Annotated in this window: 21 protein-coding genes and 1 pseudogene; all 22 read right to left on the minus strand. The window is 28.6% G+C overall.

The genetic code is table 11. From position 1 onward, the window contains the following. Positions 1 to 172: 172 nt before the first annotated feature. Complete coding sequence (locus JYG23_RS03585; RefSeq protein WP_207237142.1) at positions 173 to 4,435, minus strand: PolC-type DNA polymerase III; 4,263 nt, start codon at positions 4,433 to 4,435, stop codon at positions 173 to 175. A 78-nt stretch (positions 4,436 to 4,513) separates the two neighbouring features. Further along, entirely contained in the window at positions 4,514 to 5,557 is a 1,044-nt protein-coding gene (gene ispG, locus JYG23_RS03590; protein ID WP_207237144.1) for a flavodoxin-dependent (E)-4-hydroxy-3-methylbut-2-enyl-diphosphate synthase, read from the minus strand. Between the two features lie 28 nt (positions 5,558 to 5,585). Further along, positions 5,586 to 6,833, minus strand: a complete 1,248-nt coding sequence (gene rseP / locus JYG23_RS03595; RefSeq protein WP_207237146.1) for an RIP metalloprotease RseP — start codon at positions 6,831 to 6,833, stop codon at positions 5,586 to 5,588. A 13-nt stretch (positions 6,834 to 6,846) separates the two neighbouring features. After that, positions 6,847 to 7,617: a phosphatidate cytidylyltransferase gene (locus JYG23_RS03600; RefSeq protein WP_207237148.1), complete on the minus strand. Its 771-nt coding sequence runs from the start codon at positions 7,615 to 7,617 to the stop codon at positions 6,847 to 6,849. Positions 7,618 to 7,627: 10 nt separating this feature from the next. After that, positions 7,628 to 8,353: an isoprenyl transferase gene (locus JYG23_RS03605; protein ID WP_207237150.1), complete on the minus strand. Its 726-nt coding sequence runs from the start codon at positions 8,351 to 8,353 to the stop codon at positions 7,628 to 7,630. Positions 8,354 to 8,440: 87 nt separating this feature from the next. Next, complete coding sequence (locus tag JYG23_RS03610) at positions 8,441 to 8,626, minus strand: hypothetical protein (protein WP_207237151.1); 186 nt, start codon at positions 8,624 to 8,626, stop codon at positions 8,441 to 8,443. A gap of 1 nt (position 8,627) precedes the next feature. Beyond that, the gene (frr, locus tag JYG23_RS03615) at positions 8,628 to 9,185 is read right to left on the minus strand and encodes a ribosome recycling factor (RefSeq protein WP_207237152.1); all 558 of its coding nucleotides are present in this window, start codon (positions 9,183 to 9,185) and stop codon (positions 8,628 to 8,630) included. 1 nt (position 9,186) lies between these two features. Continuing rightward, entirely contained in the window at positions 9,187 to 9,900 is a 714-nt protein-coding gene (gene pyrH, locus JYG23_RS03620) for a UMP kinase (protein ID WP_207237153.1), read from the minus strand. Positions 9,901 to 9,966: 66 nt separating this feature from the next. After that, positions 9,967 to 10,887 (minus strand): translation elongation factor Ts, encoded by a 921-nt coding sequence (tsf, locus tag JYG23_RS03625; RefSeq protein WP_207237154.1) that lies wholly within the window; start codon positions 10,885 to 10,887, stop codon positions 9,967 to 9,969. Between the two features lie 87 nt (positions 10,888 to 10,974). Then, on the minus strand, positions 10,975 to 11,727 hold the full coding sequence (rpsB, locus tag JYG23_RS03630) for a 30S ribosomal protein S2 (protein WP_207237155.1): 753 nt from the start codon (positions 11,725 to 11,727) through the stop codon (positions 10,975 to 10,977). 277 nt (positions 11,728 to 12,004) lie between these two features. Beyond that, on the minus strand, positions 12,005 to 14,191 hold the full coding sequence (gene topA, locus JYG23_RS03635) for a type I DNA topoisomerase (RefSeq protein ID WP_207237156.1): 2,187 nt from the start codon (positions 14,189 to 14,191) through the stop codon (positions 12,005 to 12,007). A 42-nt stretch (positions 14,192 to 14,233) separates the two neighbouring features. Next, a complete protein-coding gene (gene dprA / locus JYG23_RS03640; protein ID WP_207237157.1) occupies positions 14,234 to 15,355 on the minus strand; it encodes a DNA-processing protein DprA in 1,122 nt (373 codons plus the stop codon). 2 nt (positions 15,356 to 15,357) lie between these two features. Further along, positions 15,358 to 16,884: a YifB family Mg chelatase-like AAA ATPase gene (locus JYG23_RS03645; RefSeq protein ID WP_207237158.1), complete on the minus strand. Its 1,527-nt coding sequence runs from the start codon at positions 16,882 to 16,884 to the stop codon at positions 15,358 to 15,360. 277 nt (positions 16,885 to 17,161) lie between these two features. Continuing rightward, a complete protein-coding gene (locus JYG23_RS03650; RefSeq protein ID WP_207237159.1) occupies positions 17,162 to 17,737 on the minus strand; it encodes a hypothetical protein in 576 nt (191 codons plus the stop codon). A gap of 95 nt (positions 17,738 to 17,832) precedes the next feature. Further along, positions 17,833 to 18,183 (minus strand): YraN family protein, encoded by a 351-nt coding sequence (locus tag JYG23_RS03655; protein ID WP_207237160.1) that lies wholly within the window; start codon positions 18,181 to 18,183, stop codon positions 17,833 to 17,835. 45 nt (positions 18,184 to 18,228) lie between these two features. After that, positions 18,229 to 18,861 carry a ribonuclease HII gene (locus JYG23_RS03660; protein WP_207237161.1) on the minus strand — a complete coding sequence of 211 codons (633 nt, stop codon included), beginning with the start codon at positions 18,859 to 18,861 and terminating at the stop codon, positions 18,229 to 18,231. Next, positions 18,842 to 19,783 carry a ribosome biogenesis GTPase YlqF gene (ylqF, locus tag JYG23_RS03665; RefSeq protein WP_207237162.1) on the minus strand — a complete coding sequence of 314 codons (942 nt, stop codon included), beginning with the start codon at positions 19,781 to 19,783 and terminating at the stop codon, positions 18,842 to 18,844. The genes JYG23_RS03660 and ylqF overlap by 20 nt, the downstream gene beginning before the upstream one ends. 235 nt (positions 19,784 to 20,018) lie before the next feature. Continuing rightward, positions 20,019 to 20,694, minus strand: a pseudogene (locus JYG23_RS03670) (aminoglycoside 6-adenylyltransferase). 16 nt (positions 20,695 to 20,710) lie between these two features. Continuing rightward, entirely contained in the window at positions 20,711 to 21,895 is a 1,185-nt protein-coding gene (locus JYG23_RS03675; protein WP_207237164.1) for an MFS transporter, read from the minus strand. Between the two features lie 256 nt (positions 21,896 to 22,151). Continuing rightward, positions 22,152 to 24,023 carry a serine hydrolase gene (locus tag JYG23_RS03680; protein ID WP_207237165.1) on the minus strand — a complete coding sequence of 624 codons (1,872 nt, stop codon included), beginning with the start codon at positions 24,021 to 24,023 and terminating at the stop codon, positions 22,152 to 22,154. Positions 24,024 to 24,077: 54 nt separating this feature from the next. Continuing rightward, complete coding sequence (rplS, locus tag JYG23_RS03685; RefSeq protein ID WP_207237167.1) at positions 24,078 to 24,428, minus strand: 50S ribosomal protein L19; 351 nt, start codon at positions 24,426 to 24,428, stop codon at positions 24,078 to 24,080. 132 nt (positions 24,429 to 24,560) lie between these two features. Then, a complete protein-coding gene (locus tag JYG23_RS03690; RefSeq protein WP_207237168.1) occupies positions 24,561 to 25,955 on the minus strand; it encodes a VanZ family protein in 1,395 nt (464 codons plus the stop codon). Positions 25,956 to 25,967: the final 12 nt, after the last annotated feature.

Consider the following 25,967-nt stretch of genomic DNA (forward strand, 5'->3'; position numbering starts at 1 on the left):
ATAACTTTCTTTTGTAGATTATATCATATAATAAACCAAAAATCAAATAAAATAATAAAAATTTCATATTTTTGAGTAAGTTATATACAATTTATATAAAAATATGACTTTTTATATAAATTATTTGTATATATATATGATAACCTTATTTTAAAAGTGTATCCTTTAAATATCAAAAATTAAAAATAGAAATTTGATTTGTTTTATCTAGATTTTGTAAACAACCATGTTTATCAAGAACCTCAATAACTGTTTTAGTAACTCTTGCTCTTTTTACAATGTCTTCAACAGAAATGAATTCTCCTTTTTCTCTTTCATTTTTAATACTTATAGCAGCATTTTCTCCTAATCCCTGTAATCCAACTAAAGGAGGTAAAATCCCACCTTGTACAACCTTGAATTTTTTATCATCTGATTTGTACAAATCAACTTTTTCACATTTAAAGCCTCTTTTATACATTTCATTGGCAACTTCCAAAACTGTATACATATCTTTTTCTTTTGTAGTTTTCTCATTACCTTTATCTTCTATCTCTTTCATTGCTTGCTTTATAGCATCCTCTCCGTTTGAAATTACTTCAGCATTAAAATCCTGTGCTTTCATTGTGAAATATGATGCATAAAATGCTTCTGGATAATGAACTTTAAAATATGCGATTTTAACAGACATCATAACATAAGCAACAGCATGAGCTTTAGGAAACATATACTTGATTTTTTGACATGAATCAATATACCATTGCGGTACATTTTGTTCATTCATAGCTTCAATATCTGAATCTCTAAGTCCCCTACCTTTTCTTACTCTTTCCATTATTACAAAGGAGAGCTTCTTTGCAACACCTTTATGAATTAGATATGTCATAATATCATCTCTTGTTGCAATAACTTCTTTTATTACACAGGTATTGTTTAGTATCAAATCCTGTGCATTTCCAACCCAAACGTCTGTACCATGTGACAATCCACTTATACGAAGCAAGTCAGAAAATGTTTTAGGTTGTGTTTCCAATACCATTTTTCTAACAAATGCTGTACCAAACTCTGGTATTGCAAGCGTTCCAGTTTCACAATTTATATCATTTTTAGTAACATTAAGTGCTTTAGGGCTTGTAAATATTGACATCGTTTCAGCGTCATCTAGTGGAACATCCTTGTCATTAATTCCTGTAAAGTCCTCAAGCATCCTAATAATACTTGGCGTATCATGACCTAGCAAGTCAAGCTTCAATATACGTCCAGAAATAGAATGATAATCAAAATGTGTTGTTATAGAACCAGATTTACTATTATTTGCAGGATATTGTATAGGAGTAAAATCGTGTATATCCTTATTACGAGGAACTACCATAACACCACCAGGATGCTGACCAGATGTTCTTTTTATACCTACACATCCTTGAATAATTCTGTTGATTTCAGCATTTCTTTTAGGTATATGCTTATCTTCAAAATAATTTTTAACAAACCCGTATGCTGTTTTATCAGCTATTGTGCCTATTGTACCTGCTCTAAAAACCTTACCAACACCAAATAGCTCTTCTGTATATTTCATTGCAACACCTTGCTCTTCACCTGCAAAGTTCAAATCAATATCTGGTTCTTTATCTCCTTCAAATCCTAAGAAAACTTCAAATGGTATATCATGACCATCTTTTCTAAGCTTTTTACCACACTTTGGACAATCCTTGTCTGGCATATCCACTCCAGAACCATAAGAACCATCCGTTATAAACTCGGAATACGTACAATGGTCGCATATATAATGTGGTACAAGTGGATTAACCTCTGATATTCCACTCATTGTAGCTGCAAATGACGAACCAACGGAACCTCTTGAACCTACAATGTAACCGTCTTCATTTGATTTTTTAACTAGCTTTTCAGCAATGATATACATGATTGCATATCCATTGCTTATTATTGAATTCAACTCCCTATTAAGTCTGCTCTCAACTATCTCTGGTAACACATCCCCATAAATCCTATGTGCTCTTTCAAAACATATTGTTCTAAATTCATCATCAGCACCATCGATGATTGGTGGAAATGTGCCATTTGGTATAGGTAAAATATTTTCAATACTATCTGCTATAACGTTAGTATTTGTTACAACCACTTCATAAGCTAAATCTTGACCGAGATATGAAAATCTTTCTAGCATTTCATCTGTAGTCATTAGATATAATGGTGCTTGATCTTCAGCATCTTCAAAGCCTTGTCCTGTCATAAGTATTTTTCTATATAGCTCATCCTCTTTATTTAAAAAGTGGACATCACCAGTTGCTATTACAAGTTTGTTAAGTTTACGTGCTAAAGCGATAATTTTTCTATTTATATCTTTTAGCTCTTCGAAATCTTTAACCCTACCATTTCTAACTAAAAATGCATTGTTTTCAAGCGGCTGAATTTCTAAGAAATCATAGAATTCTGCTATATTTTCTATTTTTTCATCACTTTCACCCTCTAAAATAGCTTTATATAATTCACCTGCTTCACATGCAGTTCCAATTATAAGACCCTTTCTAACTTTATTTAAATCAGATTTTAAAATTCTTGGTTTTTTATAGAAGTGGTTTATGTGTGAATCTGATACAAGTTCATATAATGATTTTAGTCCTTCATAGTTCTTAACTAAAATATTAATATGGTATGACATTTTTTTGTTCATATCTATGCTATCTTTTAGTGTGTCATCAAGTATTGAAAAACTTGTTATTTCTTTTTCTTCTAAAATCTTATATAGCTCTAGTAATAAAAATGCTGTAGCCTTAGCATCATCGACTGCTCTATGGTGATTTTCTAAAATAATATTAAATTTTTTAGTGAGAGTATTAAGTTTATAATTCCTAATACCTTTAACCAATGCTTTAGACAACTCTAATGTATCAATTACTGGCATATCATAAACTTCATTAAATCTACTTCTGAATTTTTCTTTAATAAATTTAACATCAAAATTGGCATTGTGTGCTACTAATATAGCATCGTTTCCCACAAACTCTTTAAATGAATTAAGTGCATCTTCGATTGTTGGTTGACCCACAAGCATTTCATCTGTAATACTTGTTAATTCAATAATTTTATCTGGCAGTTTCATGTTTGTACTAATAAGAGTATTAAAATTATCTACTATTTGTCTATTTTTAATTCTTACTGCGCCTATTTCAATTATATGGTCTTTTCTAGCATTAAAACCAGTAGTTTCAATATCAAAAACTACTAACTCACTATCAAGTGTTTTATCTTGGCATTTATATGAAATGGATATACCATCATTTACAAGGTAACCTTCCATTCCGTAAATAACTTTAAAATCATCACTAGCTGTGTCCATGGCATTAGGATATCCTTGTACAACACCATGGTCTGTAATTGCAAGAGCTTTATGTCCCCATGATTTTGCTAGCTTAGCATAGTCAGCAAATGGACTAATTCCATCCATAGAACTCATACAAGTATGCAAATGAAGTTCTACTCTTTTTACTTCCGCATTGTCAATTCTTTTAGCAACTTTAAACTCAGATTCTTTAATCGCTCTTGACATGACAACCAATTCTTTACTAAAGGAATCAAATTCAGCATTACCTATTACTTCAACTGCTTTGTAATTTGCCATTTCATCAATTTGTTCAGGTGTCATATTTTTTCTACAAAAATACTTCACATTTATTGTATCTAAAAAGTCAGTAACTGAGAATATAAACAACGTACTTCCACTTTTCAATTCTCTTCTATCACATGCTATAACTTTACCTTTAATATGAACTTCTCCAGAATTATCATTTATCTCAGAAATTTCACTTAATTCTAGAGTGCCAAATTTTTTTTCATCTCTAACATTTTGTTTAACTCTATTGAACGGTTTCTGAGTAAATGTCTGTGCTTTAGGTTGGTCAGCTGATTTTTTAGAAATATTTCCGTCTGAAAGAGATTTCATAATTTCATCATTAATTATTTCAGCATTATTATTTACAACTATGTTCTTATCTAACATAATACTTATATTTAACTCAGTATTGTAAAGCTTCAAGAAATACTCTTTTATTTTTCTGTCTATTGAATGTTCTTTTAATTTAGCAAATGCCAGTTCATTAGAAATTTTAATAATTATACTTCCATTTTCCAATGATATATTTGAGGATTTATAACACATTAGTGATACTTTCCTAATTAAATATTGTACGTTTATTAATATCGTATCATAAAAATTTTTATCATTTTCTATATCAATATTATAACTAATACAAAATTCAACATTTACCATATTAGAATAACGTTCTTTTATTTCATCAATAGCTTTGTCTATCTCAACTAAACTTATTGCATTATTTGATACAAATACAAATCTTATCAGCTTGTCCTCTTTGACAACTTCTATTTTATTTAAATTCGCATTAGAAATTCCTTTATATTTACTAAAATCAACTAACATTTTTATCTCCAATATTTTCAACTTTATCTCTATCTAATCTATTATAATATAAAAAAGCTGTATAATACAGCTTTTATTTTAATTAATTTTTTCTATTTCTTCTAATAATACTTTAATTATTTCTTCTTCATTAACTTTTCTAATAATTTCGCCCTTTTTGAATAGTAACGCTTCTCCATTGCCAGATGCAAAACCTATGTCTGCTTCTCTTGCTTCGCCCGGGCCATTAACTGCGCATCCCATTATGGCTATTTTTATGTCTTTTTTGATTGGTGCAACAGCTTTTTTTACATCTTTTACAATATTTATTAAGTCTACTTTTGTTCTTCCACATGTTGGGCAAGAAATAACGTCTATCCCATATGGTCGCAAACCTAAATACTGCAATATCTTTCTTCCTATTATTACTTCTCTTACAGGGTCCTCAGTTAGTGAAACTCTAATTGTGTCACCTATACCCAATAGGATAAGTGAACCTAGTCCCATTGAAGTTTTAATAATTCCATCTTCATCTGAACCAGATTCGGTAATACCTAAATGTATTGGATAATCAGTGCGTTTTTTAAGCTCAATATTTGCATCATATGTCAATTTTACATTAGTTGCTTTTATTGATATTACGATATTATCATAATTATATTTTTCTACGAGTTTTACCTGTTCTAATGCACTTTCAACTAAAGAAAATTGATTTACACCGTTGTATTTGTCTAAAAACTCTTTTTTTACAGAGCCAGAATTTACTCCAACTCTAATTGGTATATTTTTATCTTTACATGCTTCTATAACTTTTTTTACATTATCTTCTGAACCAATATAACATGGATTGATTCTTATTGCATCAATACCATTTTCTACAGCATACAATGCCATTTTATAATCGAATTGAATATCTGCAATAATTGGCATATTGGTGTATTTTTTTAATGTCTTTATAGCCTTAGCATCTTCTTCTGAGTCAATAGAAGCTCTTATAATATCGCAACCATTTGCTTCAAGCAGTTTAACTTGATCAATTGCTTGATTTATATTATTGCTTAAATTAAAATTCAACATCGATTGTACAGTTATTTTATTGTTTCCACCTATTTTTAGATTTCCACAGTTTATTACTTTAGTCATAATATTATCTCCTATTTTATAGCTATTACTAAAATAATCTTACTACATCCTTGTAAGTTACAAATATCATAAGTGTTATCAATAGTACAAAGCCTACAAAATGTACAAAACCTTCTTTTTCTATAGGAATTTTCTTTCCTCTTATCTTTTCAATTATCAAAAACACCAATTTGCTACCATCAAGTGCGGGAATTGGTAATAAATTAAAAAAACCTAAATTAATACTTAGTAAAGCAACCAAATTAAGCAATGGATAAATACCTAGTTTTGAAGTTTCACCTATCATACTAACTATTTGAATAGGTCCACCAACTGAACCCTCTTTTACGTGTCCTCCAAATAAATTTCCAATAAATTCAAACATTAATCTTATATAATATCCTGTCTTGTAAAATGATGAAGCTACCGTTGTTATAAACGATTTCTCAACATGTGTATTAAATCCAAGCTGCGCTACTTTTTTAGGTACAACTTCAAATTTTAACTCCTGTCCATCCCTTTTTACAGTAATATTCAATTTATCTTCATTTAAAGCGTTAATCGCTAATCTTATATCTTCAAAGTTAGATATGTCTATATTGTTAATTTTTATTATTTCGTCATTTGTTCTAATTCCAGCTTTATATGCAGGTGATTGTTTGTCTTTTGTCTCAACGATTGATGTTTCAAATTGTTCGCTTTTAGAATAGATACCAATTATATTTCTTGTATATTGGTTTACTCTAAAATCTAAAGTTTCTTTATCTCTTTCAACTTTAATATCCAATGGTGTTTCAAGGTTTTCAGATGTTTTTTCCAATAAATCATATATGATTTCATCCCATATATAAACCTTATCGCCATTTATTGATACAATTTTATCATTAGGTCTAATCCCAGCTTTATAAATCTCTGAATTTTCATCCATTTGATTTACTGTGTTTCCTAATACTCCGAAACCGAAAGATATGATTATAAATATAATTATGGCAAGAACAAAATTCATTATTGGACCAGCTGCAATAACTTTAAATCTTTGCCATACAGTTTTACAATTATAACTTGTACTTGACTGAACATCTTCTTCTTCACCTTCCATCCTAACAAAACCTCCAATTGGAAGTAATCGTATAGAATAAACGGTTTCGTTTTTAATTTTTTTATATATTATGGGTCCCATACCAATTGCAAATTCTTCAATTTTTATCCCTACGCTTTGTGCTACCTTATAGTGACCAAATTCGTGAATAAGTATAACTAGTGAAAATACAAATATTGTTGCAATAAAAGTTACCAAATTATATCCTCCATTAAATAAAATATGTTACAAAATAATAAACTACTGGTGCAACAAACAACACACTATCAAATCTGTCTAATATTCCACCATGACCTGGCAAGAAATTACCAAAATCTTTTACTGAGTGCTCACGTTTAATTTTAGATGCAAGTAAATCTCCAAACATAGAAAGTATTGAAGCGAATACATTAAATATTATAATAGGCAATAAGTTTTTTATTCCTAAAATTTCAAAAAATATTATACAAAGTATAGTAGAACCTATTATACCACCTATTGCACCTTCTATAGTTTTTTTAGGACTTATATTAGGGCACAATTTATGTTTGCCAATAAACACTCCTGTAAAATAAGCAAATGTATCTGTTCCAAAAGAAATCAAATATACAAGCCAAACGTATGGTGTATTGTTCAATTTAATCATATAATACATAAACATTACTACGTATAAACCAACGAATAATGTATTAGCCAATCTAGTTAATGTAATATCTTTATTAGTAACATAAAAAATAAAGTTTGCTAAAACGTATATCAAAATAATAAAATTAAATGAACTAAATTCTACAAAGTAACCAACCAAATACAATGTTAAAATAAGTAAATAGTTTATTGAAGCTTCATATGGAAATTTTTCATTATTTCTAAACAATTTTGATAATTCATGAACACCAATTGCTGCTATCAATAAATAAACAGCATCAAATAATAATCCACCAATATATGTTACTAATGCAATTATTAAACCCCCTACAATACCTGTGATTATTCTTTTTTTCATAATACACCACCTATTTTTTACCAAATCTTCTACTTCTTTTTTGATATTCTAATATTGATTCATAGTATTCATTTTCTTTGAAATCAGGCCAAAATATATCTGTAAAATAAAATTCTGTATAAGCTAATTGATATAATAAAAAGTTGCTAAGTCTAATTTCTCCACTTGTTCTAATTAAAAAATCGGGATCATCAAAATCTTTTGTATACAAGTAATCTTTGAATTTTTTTTCATTTAAATCATCTATATTAATTTTATTATTTTCAACGTCATTTATAACCTTTTTTACTGCTTTAATTATTTCATCTCTTGAACCATAACTCAATGCAATGTTAAGGTTGAATCTATTATTATATTTAGTCTTTTCTAAAGCCTTTTGTACTTCTATTTTAATATCGAAAGGAAGGTCTTCAATGTTTCCTATCAAACTAATTTTGATATTATTTTTATGGATTCTATCTAATTCTTTTTTTAAAAATTCCAATAGTAGATTCATTAGACAATCTACTTCTACTTTATCTCTACCCCAATTTTCAGTTGAAAAGGCATATACCGTTAAAGCTTTTACTCCTATATTAATGGAAGATTCAACAATTTCCATTATTCTTTTAACGCCTTCTCTATGTCCCATAGCCGTTGGTAATTTTCTTGTCTTAGCCCATCTTCTATTGCCATCCATTATTATAGCAACATGTTGTGGAACAATACCTTCCAATATTTCATCTTTTAAATTCATAGCTACCTCTTGTACTAATTGTATTTAAATATCAAAAAAAATGCACTAATACAGACTTAATCAATAATTAAGCCTGTATTAGATGATTTAGTAATATGTCACATATAATGTTATATAGTCACTGCTTTCTAGGTTTTTAATAACGTAAGGATTGCTTAGATTATTAAATTTTGAATTAGTACCTTTTAACTTAACTATTTTAATGATTTTATTACTTTTTTCTTGAAGAAATTTTAAAGTTTCGCTTAAAGGAGAACCTGTTAAGTTATCCATTCTATACCTCTAATATCTCTTTTTCTTTAGATTTGTAAATTTCGTCAATAAATTTAGTATATTTGTCTGTAAGCTTTTGAGCATCCTCTTCAGCTTTTTTTAAGTCATCTTTTGTTAATTCACTTCTTTTTTCTAATTTTTTGAAAACATCTATTACATCTCTTCTGATATTTCTTAATGCAATTTTTCCGTTTTCTGTTTCTTTTTTTACTAATTTAAGCAGGTCTTTTCTTCTTTCTTCTGTTAATTGAGGAATCATTAATCTAATAATCTTTCCATCGTTTGAAGGGTTGATTCCCAAATCTGAACTCATGATTGCTTTTTCAATTTCTTTTATACTTGATGCATCCCATGGTTGGATGATTAAGCATCTTGGTTCTGGAACAGAAATATTTGCAATTTGATTAAGCGGAGTCATAGAACCATAATAACTAACTTGTATTCTGTCTACAAGTTTTGGACTGGCTTTTCCAGCTCTGATTGTTCCAAGCTCTTCCTTTAAATGATCAACTGATTTTTTCATTTGTTCTTCACGATTAATTAATTCTTGTTTATACATTTTATACCTCCTTAATAATAGTTCCTATATTTTCGCCATGAATAATACGTTCAATATTTTGTGGATCTTCTATACCAAAAACTAGTATTGGTATTTTATTATCCATACATAATGATGTAGCTGTAGAATCCATAATTTTCAACCCTTTATTAAGTACATCTATGTATGTTAAGTTGTCATATTTTACTGCATCTTTAATTTTCTTAGGGTCTGCAGAATATACACCGTCTACACCGTTTTTTGCAAGTAATATAATATCAGCATTTATTTCTGCTGCTCTTAGTGCAGCAGTAGTATCCGTTGAAAAATAAGGGTTACCAGTTCCACCTGCAAATATTACTACTTTTGAAGTTTCTAAATGTTTCACAGCTTTACGTCTTATATATGGTTCTGCAACCTGTTTCATTTCAATTGAAGTTTGTGCAACTGCTACTACACCAATTTTTTCAAGGTGTGTTTGCAATGCTAAACCATTTATTATAGTACCTAGCATTCCCATATAATCTGATGTTGTTCTATCCATATCTTTTGCGGATGCACCACGCCAAAAATTACCGCCACCAACTACAATAGCTACTTGAACACCAAGGTCATTAACTGTTTTAACTACTTTTGCTATAGACATAATTGTTTTTTCATCAATTCCATGTCCTATACCGCCAGATAAAGCTTCACCACTAATCTTTAATAATACTCTATTGTATTTACAGTCCATTTTGCCTCCTTATTGTTCTTATTTTAACTAATGGAGAACCAAATAATAGTTCTCCATTATATAATATTACATATTTATTTGTTTAGCAACTTCTTCTGCAAAATTTTCAGATTTTTTTTCTAAGCCTTCGCCTACTTCAAATCTTTGAACTCCACTAAGTTTAATAGATTTTCCTATTTCTTTACCAACATTTTCGATAAGTTTTTTAACTGTTAAATCACTATCTTTTACAAATGGTTGTTCAACTAAGCAAACTTCTTTTAATTCTTTGTTAAGTCTTCCTTCAACCATTTTTTCAACTATAGCTTGAGGTTTTCCTTCATTTAATGCTTGAGCCATTAATACTTCTCTTTCGTGAGCTAAGTATTCTTGATCCACATCGTCTTTTGTTATATATTTAGGATTCATAGCAGCTACTTGCATTGCTAAATCTTTACCTAATACTTCTAACTCTTCTTTGCTAGCTTCTGATTCTAAACCAACGATAACTGAAATTTTACCAGCACCGTGTACGTAACCTACAACTGCACCATTTGTTACTTCAACTTTATCAAATCTTCTTAATGTCATATTTTCGCCGATTGTAGCTATTTTAGATGTTAATACTTCTTGTACTGTTTTATCTTCTCCATCATATTTAGCATTTTTTAATTCTTCAATGTCCTTATAGTCACCATTAACCAATATTTTAGCTGTTGTGTTTATAAATCCTTTAAAATCTTCATTTTTAGCAACAAAATCTGTCTCGGAATTTACTTCTACTACAACACCCTTTTTACCGTCTTGACTTATTGCAAAAGCTGTTAAACCTTCAGCAGCAATTCTACCTGATTTTTTAGCGGCTTGTGCAAGACCTTTTTCTCTTAAAAAGTCAATTGCTTTTTCCATATCACCGTTTGTTTCTTTTAATGCTTTTTTACAATTCATCATACCAGCATTAGTAGCTTCTCTTAATTCTTTTACCATTGATGCAGTTATATCTGCCATTTAATTTCCTCCTTATTTTAAAAAAAGTAAGGAAATAAGGAGCAAACCCTTAATCCTTACTTTTAGTTAATTTCTTATATTTATTTACTACTCTGCAATTTTTTCTTGTTCTTCTTCAGTAACAACTTTTTCTTCTTCAGTAGTATCAACTAATTGCTCACCTTGTTTTCCTTCGATTACAGCATCAGCAATTGTTGAAGTTAATAATTTAACGGCTCTGATAGCATCATCATTACCAGGAATTACTAAATCAATTTCATCTGGATCACAGTTAGTATCAACTATAGCTACTACTGGAATTCCTAATATATGAGCTTCTTGAACAGCGATTTTTTCTTTTCTAGGGTCAACTATGTATATAGCTCCAGGAACTTTACCCATATTTTTAATGCCACCTAAGAATTTCTCTAATCTTTCAGCTTGATGTTTTAACTTAATAACTTCTTTTTTAGTTAAAAGATTGAATGTTCCATCTTCTTCCATCTTTTTCAATTCATTAAGTTTATCAATTCTTTTTTTAATAGTTTTGTAGTTTGTTAACATACCACCTAACCATCTTTGACTTACAAAGTGCATTCCACATCTTAAAGCTTCTGTTTTAATTGACTCTTGAGCTTGCTTTTTAGTTCCAACGAATAAAACTTCTTCACCATTAGCTACTACATCTTTAATAAAGCGGTATGCTTCATCAACCTTATCACTTGTTTTTTGTAAATCGATAATATAAATTCCGTTTCTTTCTGTAAAAATATACTCAGCCATTTTAGGGTTCCATCTTCTAGTTTGGTGACCGAAGTGAACACCAGCTTCAAGTAATTTTTTCATGCTTACTATTGCCATTTTTTATTTCCTCCTTTTGTTTTTCATCCAGCATCGTCATACTTTACTCAAGACTCATATATATGAGCACAACTCTCGCAAATCGGACACTGTGCATAGTACCTTGGTATTATAACATACTAAATTTTTCATAGCAAGATTTTTTTTAAAAATAATGTAAATTAATTATTAAAAACATTAAACATATCAATAACACTATATCTATTTCAAGTATTACCATATATATCTAATTTATTCATATTAAATATTTTTAAAATATACTATGGTATTTTATCATTTATTTAGATTTTTCACATTTCAAGCATATAATTTCATTGTTCTTCTTAACTTTCATATTGCCGCATACATCACATATTTCATTTGTTGGCTCATACCAAGAAATATAATCACAATCTGGATAACCACTGCATCCAAAAAATCTTCTACCTTTTTTTGTGTATTTAACAACTAAATCTTTACCGCATCTTGGACATTTAACATCTATCTTTTGTAAAATTTGTTTAGTATTTTTACATGATGGGTAGTTTGAACATGCTAAGAACTCACCAAATCGCCCTTTTCTTTTTAGCATTTTTGCTCCACATAGCTCACATACTATATCAGTTTCTTCAGCAACGTCATTATGATTAATTGGTTTAGTGTTTTTACATTCCGGATAATTTGGGCAAGCTAGGAATTTTCCAAATCTGCCTTTTTTAACAACCATAAATTCACCACATTTTTCACATTTTTCTGTACTTACTTCATCCTTTATTTCTACTTTTTCAATTTCCTTATCTGCTACATCCATTGAAACTATAAATTCATCATAGAAATCACTTATTATTTTACGCCATTCCACTTTCCCATTAGCTACCAAATCTAGTTTGTTTTCAAGCTCTGCAGTAAATTTATCGTTAATTATATTATTAAAATACTTAACAACCATTTCATCTACTAAAATTCCCATTTCAGTTGGCATAAGATATTTATTTTCTTTTACTACATATTCTCTGTTTGTTATAGTTATGATTGTAGGGGCATAGGTACTTGGTCTTCCAATTCCTAAAACCTCCATAATTTTAATTAAGGATGCTTCTGTATATCTCGCTGGTGGATTGGTATAATGCTTTTCAGGTAGAACGTTATTGATTTTTATTTCATCACCTTCATTTATATTAGGCAATGTTACATCCTTTGTACCATCACTATAAGTATATATCATTTTAAATCCATCAAAGTTCATGATACTTCCACTTGCTTTGTAGATGTTATCGTTGCTATTAAAAGTTATAGTTGTAACATCGTATTCAGCTTCAGTCATTTGTGATGCAACAAACCTTCTCCATATTAAGTTATACAACTTAAATTGTTCTGGAGATAATGAATCTTTTATATTATTAGGACTTCTCATAATAGAAGTCGGTCTAATTGCTTCGTGTGCATCTTGTGCTTCTACTTTGTTTTTTTTACTAAAAGTATTATGCTTATAATATTTATCACCATAATTAGAAGTAATATATTCTTTTACATTTTCTTGAGCTTCATTTGAAATTCTATATGAGTCAGTTCTTATGTAAGTTACTAAACCTACACTACCTTCACCTTTTAAAGTAATACCTTCATATAACTGCTGAGCCACTCTCATAGTTTTTTTAGAAGAAAAATTAAGCTTTTTATTAGCTTCTTGCTGCAAACTACTTGTAGTAAATGGTGCATAAGGCTTTTTAAGTGTTCTTTTTTTATCTACTTTATATACTTTTAAAACCTCTTTATCAGTTGTACTTATAACAGCATTAGTCTCTTCTTCGTTGTTTAATTTAGATTTGATTATTTTACCATTTTCTTGTATTTTCCCATAATATTTAGCTAAAATCTTTTTCCTTTTTTCTATTAATTCTATATCTAATGTCCAATATTCTTCAGAAACAAAGTCACTTATTTCTCTTTCTTTATCACAAATAAGTTTTAATGCAACAGACTGTACACGACCAGCACTAAGCCCTTTTTCTATTTTTCTCCACAATAATGGACTAATATTATATCCAACTAATCTATCTAAAACACGTCGAGCCTGTTGTGCATCGACAATATCTGTATTGATTTTTCGAGGATTTTTAACTGCTTTTTTTATAGCATCTTTAGTAATCTCATTAAACTCTATCCTAATTGCACTATCTGCATCTAATTTTAAAATATTTGCTAAATGCCATGATATTGCTTCTCCCTCACGGTCAGGGTCAGTTGCCAGTAATACTTTTTTAGCCTTTTTTGCTTCCTTTTTTAATTCTTTAATTACATCACCTTTGCCTCTTATAGTAATATAGTTAGGTTCAAAATTGTTTTCTATATCAATTCCAAGTTTTGATTTTGGAAGGTCTCTAACATGCCCAACAGACGCTTTTACTGTATAAGTGCTACCTAAAAATTTCCCTATAGTTTTAGCTTTTGCTGGTGATTCAACAATTACTAATTTTTTTTCCATAATTATCTCCTATTCTGCATATTATGTATACACTATATTTAATTAATTTGCAAGCATAAATTTTTTAGAACTTGTTTGAACTACTATATCTTTCATTTCTAAAATGGTTAAATTACTTAATATTTCGCTTGTAGGATTGTTAATATTGCAACAAAAACTATCAATATCCATTGAACCTTTTTCCAACAAGGCTATAATTTGCTTTTCTACTTCATTTAGGCTATTATAATCTATACTTCGTATTGCTTTATCTCTATTTATATCTCTTAACTCTCTTATTTCTTCAATTATATCTTCAACGCTCATAACTAATTTTGCTCCATCTTTTATAAGTTTATTAGTTCCAACGCTAAATATACTATTTATGTTACCGGGAACAGCAAATACATCTTTTCCTTGTTCTGCAGCATGTGTTGCTGTTATGAGTGTTCCACTTCTATCTTGTGCTTCGATAACCAAAATTCCACTGCTTAGCCCGCTAATAATTCTATTCCTATTTGGGAAATTAGCTGCAATTGGTTCTCTGTCAAATGGATATTCTGTTACTATGAGACTTCCTTTCGCCTCAATTTCTTCATATAATTCTCTATTTTTCAGTGGATATACGATATTTATACCACTACCAATTACTCCAATTGTTTTTCCATTATTTTTTAATGTAGATTTATGTGATATAGTATCAATTCCGTACGCAAGTCCACTTATTATTGTCACTCCTAAATTACTTAACTCTTTTGAAAATTTATTAGCACACCATTTTCCATATTCAGTTGCTTTTCTTGAACCAACAATTGCTATTGATAAATTATTAAGGCACCTTATATCACCTTTGCAATACAATATGCTTGGTGGATTTATAATATTAGTTAGTTTTATAGGATATTCCTCATCAAGTAATGTTATTATACTAACTTTTTCATTATTTAATCTTTCAATAAGTTTTTCTTTATAATTTACTTTCTTTTTCATTAGTTCTTCTAGTATATTACTTCTCAGAAATTTTAAATTATTTTTTTCTTCAAATAAATTATCCCAAATGTTGATTGGAGTTTCAAAATATTCTAATAATTTTTCAATTGTTTTAGTTGATATTCCGTTTTGTGAGTTTAACCATGAAATAACCAATTTATTATCATTTATATCTTCATAAGCTTCAAAACTCATTATTACCTCCAATATTTTCTATCAAGTGTTCTGTATTGTATCGCTTCTGCAATATGTGTTTGGTTAATATTGTCCATTCCTTCCAAATCTGCAATAGTTCTTGATACCTTTAGAATTTTATTGTATGCTCTTGCACTTAAACCTAAAGTTTCAAATGCGTTTTTTAACAATTCTTCTGATGTACTATCAATTTTGCAATATTTTGTCACTTGTCTTGATGATAATTCCGAGTTAGTGAAAATTTTTAACGATTTATATCTTTTGGATTGAATATTTCTAGCTTTTATAACTCTTGTTTTAATTTGCTCTGATGTTTCTTCTATTGATTTATTGTTTAAATCATCATAATATACAGGTGTTACCTCTATTTGTATATCCATACGATCTAGAAGCGGTCCTGAAATTTTTCCTAAATAGTTATTTATTTGTGCTTGCGTACATGTGCACTCATGTACAGGATCACCTAAAAAACCACATGGACATGGGTTCATGCTAGAAATTAACATAAACTTTGCTGGATAAGTATATGAACCATTTGCTCTTGAAATTGATATTGTGCCATCTTCCATTGGTTGTCTTAATACTTCTAGAACACTTTTTGGAAATTCAGGCATTTCATCTAGAAATAAAACACCATAGTGAGATAATGAAACTTCCCCTGGACCAGCCATCTTGCCTCCTCCAGCTAAAGCTGCTCTTGAAATTGTATGATGAGGACTTCTAAATGGTCTTTTTGTTATTAATCCACTTTCATTAAGTCCACCTGATATGCTATAAATTTTAGTTACTTCAAGTGATTCTTCAAATGACAAGTCTGGTAAAATTGTAGGGATTCTTTTTGCAATCATTGTTTTACCTGAACCTGGAGGGCCTAACATAAGTAGATTATGACCACCCGCTGCTGATATTTCAACAGCTCTTTTTAGTGCAGCTTGTCCTTTAATTTCTGAAAAATCTATTTCGTATTTGAAATTTGATGATGAATTGTTATATGTAGATATGTACGGTTTTATTTCAATTTCATTATTGAAATACTTTACTAATTCTTTCAAATTGTCTATTGGTATTATGTCGATATTGTCGATTACTCCACATTCTTCTTTGTTTTCAATAGGTATAATAACTTTTTTTACATTATTATTTCTCATGCTTATAACAAGAGGTAATGCTCCATCAATTTTCGTAATCTTTCCATCTAATGATAATTCTCCTATGAAGCAAGTATTCTCATCTACAATATTTTCTATAACTTTACTTGCTATTAAAATTCCAACTGCAATGGGTAAATCAATTTGACTACCCTCTTTTCTTATATTTGCTGGTGCAAGATTGATAGTTATTTTACTAACAGGAAATTTAAAATTACTGTTTTTTATAGATGACCTAACTCTTTCTTTTGATTCTTTTATAGATGTGTCGGCTAATCCTACTATATTAAATGAAGGCAATCCACTTGATAGGTCTGTTTCTACGTCTATTAAACATCCATTTAATCCATGCAATACACATGTTTTTACTTTTGATAACATAGCAACCTCCAACGGTACAATAATCCAAATAACGTTTTTCACTGTATTATATATTATTTATTTATATATTTCAATAGATATGAATAAATAATTGGAATTATTTTACACAAATCTTATTTAATACTTAATTTATTAGTGTTTGAGTTATTTATTTCAGTATTATAGGAAATATCGTCAATAAAAAACCTTCATCATCTTCTTTATTTTCCCAACAATGGAGGTTTACATAATATTTTCTGTACTACCGAAGTTTTAGTTCAATTATGTTATTGAATAATTAGTTTGGAATCTGTTGTAAACTAGATGAAATAAGTCCTCTTCCCATATAATTTGCCATTAAAAAATTAATATTTTCAACCATATCAAATAGTTCCATTTCTACTTCATCATTTTCGTCTACTACTGCCTTAATTTCATCTGTTTTTATTTTAATATATTGATATAGAAAATATTTCCATTGATCTTCATCCCAATATATATTGATCCTTGCTAGAAATGATGATAGTTCATCTGCGTCTTGGTACCATTTAATTATTCTTGAATTTGTTAACACCTTATCACCAAACTTCATAGCTTCTATTACTCCCATTGTAGATTTAATAAAATCTGAAAATAAATTATATACATTTTGTGCAATTTCAGTACCATAAAATATACTAAATATATTATAAGCTTCAGATGGTAAATCAAGTAAATTATTAGTAACTGCTTTTAGATTTCGTGTATCATAAATTGAGGCTCTTATATATTCCCTTACCAAAATTGCAAGTTTAAACCACATTTTCTGAACAGCAATTATTATATTCATTTGATCATAGGTAAGATATTTCTCACTCTGCAGTTTTTCTTCCATTACAAAACCCTCCATATACTATTTATATCTCAATATATGTTATAGTAATGCTAAATGGAACTATGAAGGTGTGAAATATCAAAATAAAAAAAATATTATACTTCAAACACATTTTCTAAATGATTTATTGTTTTTCTATCATATATAATTTCAATAACATCAAATCTACAGTTTACATTATCGTATTGTTTTTTCAATAAAAAATACTTTGCTGTACTAATAATTTTTCTTATTTTAGCTTGGGTAACGTATTCCCTTGGATAACCAAAATCGGTATTTTTTCTTGCTTTAACTTCTACAAATATTAATACATTATCTTTTAATGCTATTATGTCTATTTCCCCAAATCTGCACATAAAGTTTACTTCTAAAATAACATATCCATGTGCCTTTAGATATTTTTGTGCAACAATTTCAAATTGATACCCCTTATTTTCCTTATACATATTAACCCTTCTTTACATCCAATGCTTGTACTATTAGTTTTTTTATTAAAACAATGTTATTTGTTCATTTTTGTCTAATATTTTTTTAAGAAAAGTTCTTCTGTGTATTTGTATAGGACCATATTTAAGCAATGCTTGAATGTGATCCTTTGTTCCATAACCTTTGTTGCTTTTAAAATTGTATTCTGGATAGATTTTATCTAACTCTACCATTTGTCTATCTCTTGTAACTTTTGCTATAATAGATGCTGCTGCAATGCCGTGACAAGTTGCATCACCTTTTATTACATTTGTTTGAGGAATAGAAGTATCAAGTTTTTCAGCATCTATCAACAAATGGTTAGGTACAAGTTTTTGTCCATCATTGGTTTTTAAATTATCAACAGCCTGTAGCATTGCCATTTTAGTTGCATTTTTAATATTTATTTCATCAATTATATCATAACTGATTTCACCTATTCCAACAGCTATACATTGTGCAAGTATTTCATCGTAAAGCTTATCTCTTTTTTTAGGTGTTAATTTTTTAGAATCATTAACACCTTCAATTAATAAACCTTTTGGCATAACTATTGCGCAAGTTACAACACTGCCCGCTAAACACCCTCTACCTACTTCATCAATACAAGCTATATGCTCATAGCCTTCAACATGTAGCTTATTTTCTATTTTTAGCATTTTTCTTAGCCTCTACGTTTGCTTTCTTCTCCGCTCTTTCCTTCGCTTTAATTTTAGCATCTAATTCAAAGTTTTTTACATCCTCAGGTCTTTCAAGCGAAATTCTACCTAATTTACCATTTTGAAATTCATCAAGAACCATTCTACTTACTCTTGGATAGTCAATTTCATTTTTGTTAAGTATACAACCCCTTTTTCTTGCTATGTTATCCATATTTTCTATCGTTACTTCTGATACTTCTATTCCATATCTGTTCGCCAAGGCTTTTTTATCTATCTTTGCGATAATTTCTATAAAGCTGTATGCTATTTCTTCTATTTGAAGAATTTCTTCTTTTATAGCACCTGTAAAGGCTAAATTAAGTGCAGTGGTATCGCTAATGAATTTAGGCCATAATATACCAGGTGTGTCCAATAAATCAATGTTTTTAGGCAATCTAATCCATTGCTTACCTTTTGTTACACCAGGCATATTGCCTGTCTTTGTGCTTTTCTTCTTAGCTATTGAATTGATAAGTGTAGATTTACCAGCGTTGGGAATTCCAACAATCATAGTTTTTATTACTTTATTTTGGATACCTTTTTTTCTATATCTTTCTACTATCTCTAATGTAGCTTCCCCAATTGTAGCTTCAATTTTTTTTAGTTCCTTATTGTCAGTAGAATTATATAAAACAGTGTAATACCCTTGTGATTTATAATACTCTTCCCATTTCTTATTCATATTTGGATTAGCTAAATCATACTTGTTAATTACTAATACTCTTTTTTTATTTACAAACAGCTTTTCAAAATCTGGGTTTTTGCTGCTATATGGAATTCTTGCGTCAATTACTTCAATAACCAAGTCAACTAACTTCAAATTGTCTCTTAATAAATCCATAGTCTTTTTCATATGACCAGGATACCAGTTTATATTCATTTAACACCTCTATCTTTCTGTCGAAAAAAAAGCCCCATTCGGGACAAATCAAAATCTAGTAGCTTTTTGTATAAAACTACCACACAAAAAATAATTTGTCAACATTTTTGTAATTATTTATTTACTATTATTAAATATTTATACTATATTTAAATCAAATTGTAATAAATAACATAAATAATAATTATGCGACTTAGGATAGAATAAGACATGGAAAAAATCCATGCCTTTATATTTAATATATTTTTGTTGCATCTTCTGGTAATTTTCTTACATGATTTAAATATGTAGTTACTCGATTATCATCATCAATTGGGTAATTAAAATTAAAGTACTTAGCTACTTCTTGTGCTACGTCTCTAAACAAATTATCCATAATAAACAATGAGTTCCATATATTTTCTGCTTTGCAACTTGGATATGTCTTTTTAAATCTCTCCCATTCTTCCTTTGAAAGATAATTTTTTAGATATTTACCCATTTTGCCAATGCTAACCCTAAAATTAATTTTAGTACCAACATACCATCCAAGCATTTTTACAAATTCATCTCTCAAATATACATCCATATGTTTTTTAACATATGACAATTCATCTCTCCATAAACCCTTTGCTACATATGGATTTAGCCACCAAAACTCATTACAGCAATCATCAAACTGCTTTTGAGTTGGACATTTTATATTATATACATCACCCGTAGGCTCTGGAAACTTAGGTAAAATACCATCTTTATCTAAAAGAGCTACAGTTGGTTCACCTTCATCATCATAATTATCAATTGTAGTTATGCATAAATCTATTCTATTTCCTTTGATTGGCTCTTGAACCATTCATAACAACAGCACGAATACGTTCATCTTGTTTTGCTGTATCTAAAATTAAATCAAACATTTCTTTTTCTGTTCTCATCTACACACATCTCCAATTAACGTATTTTTCTTTTAAATACTAAATTTTGCAATCCATAGATTAAGCATAATACTCCTAATGATAAATAGCCTAATAATATATTTTTATTTGCAAATATACTAAACAATAGCCCTACTCCTATAGCAAATAGTCTCATTAGTAACGATAACAAAGATTCCACTGTCGCTCTAATACTACTGTCTGTATTATGATGAATACAGCCTTCTAGCAGAGGTGTTAAAATTCCATTCCATATTCCAAGAAACATTAACGGAGTAAACATCCAATAGCTTTTAGAAATACCTATTAAAATAAAACCTAATGCAAATACAAATGGTGTAAGCTTAAAAAATTTAGAATACGATATAATCTTTTTAAGCTTATCAGCTAGTAAATTACCAGGTACAGTAAAAACAGAATAGCTTATTGATATTACACCAAATAAAAAAATGGGAACATTGATTTGAACAGCTAATAATTGCCAAAATTCATCTATATAGCTCCAACAAGCGCTTAAAAAGCACCCAATCATACAATAATTAAATATTACTTTGTTGTTTTTAAAAAACTTAATACCTTCTTTTATATAAATTTTAAATGATGTGTTATTATTATCAATTTCAAGAATTTTTCTCGATGGCTCTTTTATAAAGATTACTAAAATAAAAGCAATAGCTTTACTAAAAATTGAAACAACATAGTTAATCTCAAGTCCAAAGTAATATGCTAAAACACCGCCACTAAGTGCTGCAATTGTAGCCCCTATTGTATCAATGGCATTTACTCTGCCATATACACCTTCAAATCCAGCTTCTTTTTTTGCTTCTTGTAAAGAATCATAAATCAAAGCTTCCTTTGCACCACTTCTAAATGCGTTATTAATACCAGCTAAAAAAACAGCAAATCCAAATGCAAAAAAACTGTGAGCATAATAAATTATCGTCATTTCAAGTAAAGAAAGAAATGCTCCTATTAGCAAAAGCTTTTTCCTGCCAAATTTATCTGCTAATACTCCTGATGGAACTTCTAAAACAATTGTAGTTATAGCATAAATAATTTCTGTAGCTACAACCATTGTAACATTCATTCCTCTTTCAGCCCAAAATAAACGCTCAATAACATATGCTAAAATCAATCCATCAAAAAATGATATAGCATACATAAAATATATGTTTTTATAATAATTAATTTTTCTTTTCATTTTATTCTCCTAAATTTGATTGTTTATAGAAATAATTATAAATAATCAAATAATGGCGGAGGTCTTATATGCCAGTAGGCTTGGTTTTAACAATCGGGTCGTATTTTATTCATATCTATACTTCCTTTCACGTTTTTATGATGAAATTAACGTTATAACAAAACATAGTGATTTTACTATAATTACCATAAAAACTTTTATATGTCAATATGTTATATAATGGTATTTTATGCTAATTTATTATCTAACAATTTAATTATATAAATGAAATAAATCCATCATTAACAGGTCTGTATTCATTTTCATAAAGTGAGTCATAATCTACAGACAAATCGTTTTTAAGTACCAAAATACGTCTACCATTTGGTATTTGAGGTAAAGTAGTAAGTTCATTTTGAATTTTATATACCTTATTTGTTTTTTTATTTTGATGAAATCCTTGACCTTCATATTTTGGTAATGATTCTACATCTATATATGTATATGAAGATGCATCACAATATTCAATACCTTCGATTGATTTAAAGCACAATGTTACAAAATCACGACTTCCATTACAAGGTGTATTTATAAATCCTGTTCCAGTATTATCATCCATAGGTATAAATGAAGACTCAAAAACACCATATATATCAGCATCCTCACGACCAACAAAACTTGCTATTAAGATACCTTCTATATCTTTTAACTTTTCTATTTTAAACCCTGTCATAATCTCATGTGTTACTAAATCATAAGGCGTAGTTGTTATGCAAACATATTGCTTGGATATTCTATTTTCCCACTTTTTAGTTATAGGCTTTTTCGGTTTTGCTTTTTGCGCAAGTGGAATATTTTTTTCTCTATAATTAACCATTAAGTATGCTTCATCATTGAATTCTGTAAAGTATAATTCTTGATTTTTCAATCCTTCAAAAGTTTTACCATTGTATTTTAAATTTTTGAATACACCAGTACTTTTTCCTCTTGTTGTATCATGAGTTATATTCATTATTGCACCATACATTTGTACATTATAAATACCACTTGGAACTAGATAAGTACCTTCATATTTTTTTATTATGTCTTTTGGTATAGGACTGTGTTTTTTATATATATTAATTCCTTCCTCAAGCATTGCTGTTGCAAATAATCTTAGAATTGTTTCTAATACATCAATTTCACAATCATGTGTCTCAGAAATAGCCAATACAGCATTATATTTTGGTATAACTATGAATTGTGTTGTAAATTGAAAACTATTACCACCCTTTTGCATAACTCCTTCGCCAAGGTCATAATCCATATCATTTAAATTTACATTGTCCCATCCTAAACCATAACCACATGTAGAAGTATCAGCATCTAAAAATGTTATACCATGAGGTTTAGCCATTTCATCTATGCTCTCTTTTTTTAATATTCCATTTGGATTTAATATTAAATCACCTAACTTGCATAAATCAGTCATACTTGTAGTAAATCCTGCAGCACCTTGTATATACAATAATTCATATGGCTTTTTCTTTTCTTTTGTTAATGTATTTTCACCCGTTAATAAATCTGATGTTTGAGTAGTCTTTGCATCAATTGGTTTAGTTATGTATTTTTCAACAAATTTTGAATAACGCATACCACTAATTTCAGAAATTACAATTTCAGCCATTGTAAAGCCATCATTGCAATATACAGAATATTCACCAGGTTCAGCTTTTAAATAGTTTTTTGCCATATAATCATATACTGTTTCATAATAATTATCTTCTGTTACATCAGTTACTGAAAAACCTTTCCACTGAGTTCCAGGTAATCCACTACTGTGACTAAGACAATGTCTTGTAGTAATTTTTTTATATCTTTCATCTAGCATTTTGAATTTAGGCAAATATTTATATATAGGTTTGTCTAAGTCAAGCTTGCCTAATTCAACAAGCTTCATTGCTGCCAATGAACAAAATATTTTAGAAACAGAAGCAACATTATATGTATCATTAATTGTTGAATTATTATTTTTATTACTACCATTTGTTCCAATTGTATCAGCAGCAAGCATATTCCCATCTTTCATAATCGCATATGATACTGATGTGAATTTATTTGATAAATTCAACTTTAAAATTTTTGTTAGTTTTTGTGTAAGTGAATTCATTGCTATCTCCTTTGCAAATAAAAAAAACCGAGAGCATTACTCTCGATAATTTTCTTAATAATTAGTTTTTTCTTTAACTTTAGCAGCTTTACCTGTTCTCTCTCTAAGATAGAACAATCTAGCACGTCTAATTTTACCTTTTCTTGTTACTTCGATTTTTTCAATCTTTGGTGAATGGATTGGGAATGTTCTTTCAACACCTACACCGTAAGCTATTTTTCTTACTGTGAATGTCTCCCTATTACTTCCACCTTGTCTCTTAATAACAGTTCCTTCAAATATCTGAATTCTTTCTCTTGTACCTTCTTTAATTCTACAGTGTACTTTTATAGTATCACCTACGTTAAATTCTTGGATTTCAGATTTTAATTGTTCTTGTTCAATAGATCTTATTAAGTCCATCATGTATACCTCCATTCAAATTAGCGTTCTTACAAATTTATCCGCAGAGGACCGCCGTATACTTCTTAGAGAGTATACCATACTAAAATTAATAATGCAACAATTTTTTAAAAAATATGCATAATATTATAATAACTATTTTATAGCTTCAATATATATTTTTTTATTATAATTGTCAATTTTACAATTAAATTTATACACTGGTTGTAAAAATCCTTTTGTATCAACAATATAGGTTATTTCTACGCCTAATATTTGGATATTAGTTGCCTTTTCAGTATTTACATAATTTATAAATTTACCATTTATAAGCTTGATATATGCATCATATTCACTAATTAATTTTTTCATTGCGCCTTTTTTGTATTTAACTAAATTATAGTTGATTTTATTAATTGCACCATCTTTATAATACTCTATCTTTATATCACCATTTATATAATTATTACCACTTTTGTATAGTTTTAATTCTCCAAATAATATTTTATTTTCTATTTCTTCAAATTCTAATTCTTTTGGTATGAAAATATCTAGCTTTTCAAATACGTTTAACAATTCACTGTTTGTACACGTATATACTATTGAATTTTTATCGTGTAGTTTGTATTGAGAAAAAAGGAATGTACCGTCAAGTCTATCAAAATTAATATAACCACCATTAACCCTATATATCATTTCAGTATCATAATCAATAACTTCTATTTCAAAATCTTCTTTATAAAAATATGAATATATATTATGGACAAATTCAAAGGCTTCTTTTTTAGTATAAGATTTTGGATAATACATTGGCATTTCATAATTTAAATCTTTTAGTTTTATATTTAAATCAAAATCTACATCTTCTACATTTTGATTTAATGTAGGTCTACAAGTATTTCCATAATCTCTAGTATTATAATTTGTATAAAGTCCAACAAATATTAATATTGTAGTAATAATTGGCCAAATATGATTTAAAATATAGCCTACATTTCTTTTATCCTTTTTAACAACTGATAATATTGTTGTTATTAAGCTATATCCTAAAATTGTACCTAAAACATTATTGATGATATCATCAACATCAAAAACTCCACCATTAAATATTAATTGAGTTGTTTCTATTAGTATCGTTAAACTCAAGCCTATTATTATAGTTTTATACCATTTTTCAAATCTATAATTGCAAATTGGTAATAAAAAACCAATCGGAATAAACAAAATAATATTAAATATAAGCTGACTCATACCAATATTCGAAAAATCAAACATTGCTTGTCTATATGACATAAATGGTACTAAATTCATGCTTCTATGCATTCCAGGTATATATTTAAAGCAAGTATTAAAGATAATAAATAACAAATAGCTAATTAGTATGATAATATAAAAAGTTTTTATAAAGTTAAGCTTTTTGTTGCCTTTAATTAACTTTTTGTAAATTAGCTTATAGCTTAAATAATATAATAAAATCAAGCAAAGAACAAATGCCATTGCTAGCAAAATATAAATACCAAGTTTATCAAGCATATATTTGATTATACCCATATTTCCTACCCC

Source organism: Sedimentibacter sp. zth1, assembly GCF_017352195.1.
Classification (GTDB): Bacteria; Bacillota; Clostridia; order Tissierellales; family Sedimentibacteraceae; genus UBA1535.